The following is a 5,245-nucleotide window of genomic DNA, read 5'->3' as shown; positions in this document are numbered from 1 at the left end:
GCATCCAGAGAAGGAGCGTCAATGGGCTTTAGATCCGCTGATTCATGACTGGCGGCATTTCGAGCCGAAACGCCTTATTTAGAAGCCAGGCAAACGCCCGCAGTTTCACTAGTTCTCAGTGCGGGCTGTAGCTCGGTTGGCTGAGCTGTCTGTCGTCGGACTGTCCACAATCTCAACACAAAGTGAAGGGGAGGAGATAAACGATGCCTACCAAGGCGAAGGAAACATCAAAGAAGCCGAACATTCTCGTCATCTGGGGCGATGATATCGGCATTAACAACCTCAGTTGCTACAGCCACGGAGTGAATTCTTCTGGATCTGTTTAAGTGACTTCTCACTGCATCTGTCTGTTTTGACAGTTCCCATCGGCAACAGGCTCACCTAGCATTTGTCTCCGGGAAGGAACCGCGGTGAATTGAAAGTGCGCGCGGTGTTTCCATTCATGGCGATGTTGCCGGACTATCCGCACTATCGATGACCCGGCAATACGCACTTTGGCTCATTAGAGGCAGCTGAAGGTTCTGCTCAATGATGTGCCGCAAATTTATCCGCTCAACAGCACAAGGAAGGTACTGGACATGGCTACAAAGAAACCCAATATTCTGATCCTCTGGGGTGATGACATTGGCCTGTGGAATCTCAGTTACCACAGCCGCGGCATGATGGGTTACCGGACCCCCAACATTGACCGCATCGGCAACGAAGGCGTCCACTTCACCGACTACTACTCCCAGCAGAGCTGCACCGCCGGGCGCGCCTGCTTCATCACCGGCCAGAACCCGATCCGCACCGGCCTCACCAAGGTCGGAATGCCGGGGGCCACGGTTGGTTTGCAGAAGGAAGACCCGACCATCGCCGAACTGCTGAAGCCGCTCGGTTATGCAACCGGACAGTTCGGCAAAAACCATCTCGGCGACCGGAATGAATATCTGCCGACCGTGCACGGATTCGACGAATTCTTCGGCAACCTTTATCACCTGAATGCCGAAGAAGAGCCGGAATTGCCTGACTATCCGAAGGATCCCAAGTTCAAGGCAGCCTTTGGACCGAGAGGCGTGCTGCACTGCTTTGCGACCGATACATTCGATTCGACGGATGAGCCTCGGTGGGGCGTCGTCGGCAAACAGAAGGTTGAAGATACCGGTCCGTTGACCAAGAAGCGCATGGAGACGATCGATGAGGAGATCACGGCAGGCGCTATCGGGTTTATCGAGAAGCAGGCTAAGGCGGACAAGCCGTTCTTCCTCTGGTACAACGCGACGGCGATGCACTTCCGCACCCACGTTGCGGCGAAGAACCTTGGCAAGAGCGGCCAGGACCCTTACAGCGATCGAATGGTGGTACACGACGAGCAGATAGGCGAGATCCTCAACAAACTCGACGAACTGGGCATCGCGGACAACACTGTGGTCATGTACTCCACCGACAACGGCCCTGAGAACGACACCTGGCCGGATGGCGCAACCACGCCGTTCCGCGCGCAGAAGGACACGAACTGGGAAGGGGGCTGGCGTGTTCCATGCTTCATGCGCTGGCCGGGGAAGATCAAGCCGGGCTCGGTCCTGAACGGCATTGTCTCCCATATTGATATGTTTCCAACGCTGCTAACAATTGCCGGCAATCCGGACGTTGCCAAGCAGCTGGAGGCCGGCACCACGGTGGACGGCAAGCCTTTCCACGTCCATCTCGACGGTTTAGACCAGACGGCCTACATCACTGGCGCTGCCAAGGAGAGCCCCAGAAACGCGATCATGTACATGAGCGACGACGGGGAGGCGGTGGCGGTTCGGGTTGGCGACTATAAGTTCAATCTGGCTGTGCAACGAGCGCATACGATGCGGCTATGGGCAGAACCTTTCGTGAAGCTCCGGTTGCCATACATCGTGAACCTGCGACGCGATCCGTTCGAGCTTGCTGAGATCAATTCGAATACCTACCTGGACTGGATGGTCGATCACGTGCCCCAGCTGTACATGATGCAGGCGGTAGTGGCGGGAGAGATTGCGAACTTCGTCAAGTTCCCGCCGCGGCAGAAACCCGCCGCATTCAACCTGGATGCGGTGATGGCGCAGCTGTCACAACATGCCTCCGCAACGGGTAAATAGCAAGGAACCTGGAGAAAGGGGAGGTCGAGAAGGGCCTCCCTTCGCAGGCAAATAATCACAGTCGAAGACAGAAACCCAATTTCCCCGGCGAAAGCCGGGGAGTTTTTTGGCGACCACTTTAACGAGCCGGCAAAAGCATCTGTGGGGGAGCGAATGTTCCCCCGAGCTGTTACAAATGACAGTTTCTACTCGCTCCCATCTGTGGTGCATTAACAGGAGGAATCATGCTGCTCGAACGAGGTGTCCTCTGGATATCGAAGCGTCGCGCGGCATGGAGGGAAACAACATGATCAGGACTTTCGCGAAACAGCTCTTGTCACTGGCACTGTGCTTCATGCTGGTACTAGCAACAGCGCCGTTTGAAGCGGGCGCTCAGGAACCAGCGCAGCCGGCCGCTGGGTATTCGGGACAAGGTGCTCCATTGACGGCGGAAGATCTGCAGCAGCTGGTTGCGCCTATTGCGCTGTATCCGGACGCCCTGGTCGCGCAGATTCTTGGAGCTGCGACCTTCCCGGACCAGATTGACGCGGCAGCCGGATGGCTTCAGCAGAATTCGAGCCTCACTGGCAACAATCTCATGAAGGTCGTCGATCAGCAGCCGTGGGACCCGAGCGTGAAAGCGCTGACACAGTTTCCATCGGTGCTCGATAACCTGGCGAAGAATTTGAGTTGGACATCGTCGTTGGGCGAGGCTTACCACACCCAGGCCGCCGATGTCATGACGGCTGTTCAGGTGCTGCGGGCAAAAGCACAAGCTGCCGGCAATCTGAAATCAGGATCGCAGATCACGGTTGTGCAACAGTCACCGCAGACCATCGTGATTCAGCCTACGAATCCCCAGGTGGTCTATGTCCCGACATACAACCCGACCGTAGTCTATGGATATCCCTACGTGACTCCCGGCTACAGTGCTGCCGCCGTGGCGACAACTGCCGTGGTTGCGTTTGGAGTTGGAATCGCTGTCGGAGCGATGATGAGCGGTGGCTACGGCTGGGGCTATAGCAGTTGGAATTGCAACTGGCATAGCACCACGGTTGTGTATCACGGCGGAGCGTACTACGGAAACGCTGCGTGGCATGGTGGCTACTACGGTTCCGGCTATGGCAACGTCACCCACTACGGTGCGGGGTATAACTCTGCGACGGGGACCTACGGCCGTGGTGTCACAACGTCGAATGGATACGGCACCGCGAGCGCCGGTCAAGCCTATAACCCTTCGACAGGAACCTATGCCCGTGGCGCATCGGCGTCCAATGCCTATGGCTCAGCCGGCGCCGCGCAGGCGTATAACCCGCGAACCGGGGCGTCTGCCGCAACCGTGCAGGGTTCAAACGCTTACGGAAGCTATGGGGCCTCGACAGCTTCGAAGAATGGCAATACAGCCTACAGTCAGCATCAGACAACCGCCAACGGAACGACCGGGCAAATTCAAACTTCCAACGGCGGCTCAGCTTACGGTGCAACGGGGAAAAACGGCAATTCCGCCGCCGTTGGTCAGACCTCAAATGGTAACAAGTACGCATCGGCGAATGGCAATACCTACAGCAACACCGGAAGCGGCTGGAGCGGGAACTCGAATAACACCCAGAAAGCAAACACATCGAGCTACTCAGGCCAGAAATCGTCGTCGAGCTACTCGGGTCAGGGTTCTGCTGCGGCGAAGGGTTGGGGAGGGCAGGAAAAAAGTGGCGGGTCAGCATGGGGTGGCGGCGGTGAGGGCGGTTGGCAGTCCCGCTCTGAAAGCGCTCGCGGCGCGTCAAGCATGGGCGGTGGCGGAGGTTGGGGTGGCCGCAGTGGTGGTGGCGGTGGTTTCCGTCGTTGAAGAAGCGCAACCCTTCAGTTGCATAAGAAGTTTCGACCAATCGAGTTAGCTGAGTTCTAACAAAAGAAGTCTCTGGAGATTTAGTATGTCGCTCAATGTTCGCTAGGCATCTCTTCCAATTTGGTTTTTTGTTCTGGGTCTGATTGTCCTATTTGTTGGCTGCAAAACGGCAGATAAGCCCTCGTACAAAGTATTTGCTACTCCCGACGACGCCGGCAATGCGCTAGTGCAGGCAGCAAAGTCAGGAGATCAAAACGAAGTACTGGCAATCTTTGGCCCTGAATCAAAGAAGATCATCTATTCCAGCGATACCGTGCAGGACAAGGCCGCGGTTGAGGCATTCATCAAAGGATATGGCGTGATGCATCGCTGGCGGAAGATGCCTGACGGGTCGCAAGTCCTCCTGATTGGGGCTGACAATTTTCCATTCCCCATTCCGCTGAGGAAAACGGCCGCTGGGCAGTGGTTCTTTGACGCGGGAGCAGGCGAAGAGGAGATTTTAAGGCGCCGCGTTGGACGGAATGAACTGGCGGTGATGGATGTCTGTCTCGGGCTGGTTGATGCGCAATACGAATACTTCTCTCAGCCTCGCGATGGCGGTTCTACAAAGCAGTTTGCACAGAAGTTCATCAGTGATCCTGGAAAACAGAACGGATTGTACTGGGATTCACCCGCTGGACAGCCACAAAGCCCGCTTGGACCGCTGGCAGCGTTCGCAACCGCAGATGGGTATACCGTGAAGCAGGATGCGCATCAGCCTTTCCATGGCTACTTTTTCCGCATTCTCAATAAACAAACCGGAAATACCCCGGGCGGCGCTAAGGACTACACGCTTGATGGGAAGATGGTTGGTGGATTTGCATTTGTCGCCTATCCGTCGGAGTACGGCAATTCCGGGATTATGACCTTCATCATCAACCAGGATGGAGTGCTGCTCCAGAAGGACCTGGGTAAGACCACTACCGCCACCGCGACCGCGATGACCGCGTTTGATCCCGATCACTCATGGAGCCTTGCCCAAAACTGAGTTCGATTCAGCCGGACCTGGCCTTGGCCTGAACCTTCTTCGATGAAGGCTTGCTGAGCCCAGGCCCTCCCGGCCACTGTAAAGACACTGTGCTGGAGTAGATGAGCCATCTGCTCCAGCTGCTTTTTGATTCCTTGCCAATCTCTTAGACGTGCCGGATCGGATTCGAAGGAGTGAGACAGGGCACGCACTTGCAGGAACGCCATCCCGAAGATTACCGGGATGGCGTTGCTGCAAGTCATATTGGAATGTTTATTTCTGCCCAGAGGCAGGCCCTTGGGGACTTAGACA

The 5,245-nt window shown here is 56.3% G+C and carries 4 protein-coding genes; all 4 read left to right on the top strand.

Going from position 1 to position 5,245, the window contains the following annotated elements; all coding sequences use genetic code 11:
• The first annotated feature begins 203 nt into the window (after positions 1 to 203).
• The 4 genes from WA354_RS15595 to WA354_RS15580 all read left to right on the top strand — a co-directional run bounded on the left by WA354_RS15595 (position 204) and on the right by WA354_RS15580 (position 4,954).
• Complete coding sequence (locus WA354_RS15595; protein ID WP_472813943.1) at positions 204 to 326, top strand: hypothetical protein; 123 nt, start codon at positions 204 to 206, stop codon at positions 324 to 326.
• Positions 327 to 578: 252 nt separating this feature from the next.
• Positions 579 to 2,105, top strand: coding sequence for an arylsulfatase (locus WA354_RS15590; protein ID WP_472813942.1), 1,527 nt, complete (start codon positions 579 to 581; stop codon positions 2,103 to 2,105).
• Positions 2,106 to 2,391: 286 nt separating this feature from the next.
• Complete coding sequence (locus tag WA354_RS15585; RefSeq protein ID WP_472813941.1) at positions 2,392 to 3,927, top strand: DUF3300 domain-containing protein; 1,536 nt, start codon at positions 2,392 to 2,394, stop codon at positions 3,925 to 3,927.
• Positions 3,928 to 4,045: 118 nt separating this feature from the next.
• The gene (locus tag WA354_RS15580) at positions 4,046 to 4,954 is read left to right on the top strand and encodes a DUF2950 domain-containing protein (protein ID WP_472813944.1); all 909 of its coding nucleotides are present in this window, start codon (positions 4,046 to 4,048) and stop codon (positions 4,952 to 4,954) included.
• The last annotated feature ends 291 nt before the right edge of the window (positions 4,955 to 5,245 follow it).

The organism is Occallatibacter sp., assembly GCF_049802275.1.
In the GTDB taxonomy this organism is placed as follows: Bacteria; Acidobacteriota; Terriglobia; order Terriglobales; family Acidobacteriaceae; genus Telmatobacter.
The sequence above is the reverse complement of the archived record's forward strand: the minus strand, read 5'-3'. Positions and strand labels throughout refer to the sequence as shown.

Coding starts and splice junctions, on each gene's coding strand:
- WA354_RS15595 (WP_472813943.1), top strand. CDS start 204: ATGCCTACCAAGGCGAAGGAAACATCAAAGAAGCCGAACATTCTCGTC.
- WA354_RS15590 (WP_472813942.1), top strand. CDS start 579: ATGGCTACAAAGAAACCCAATATTCTGATCCTCTGGGGTGATGACATT.
- WA354_RS15585 (WP_472813941.1), top strand. CDS start 2,392: ATGATCAGGACTTTCGCGAAACAGCTCTTGTCACTGGCACTGTGCTTC.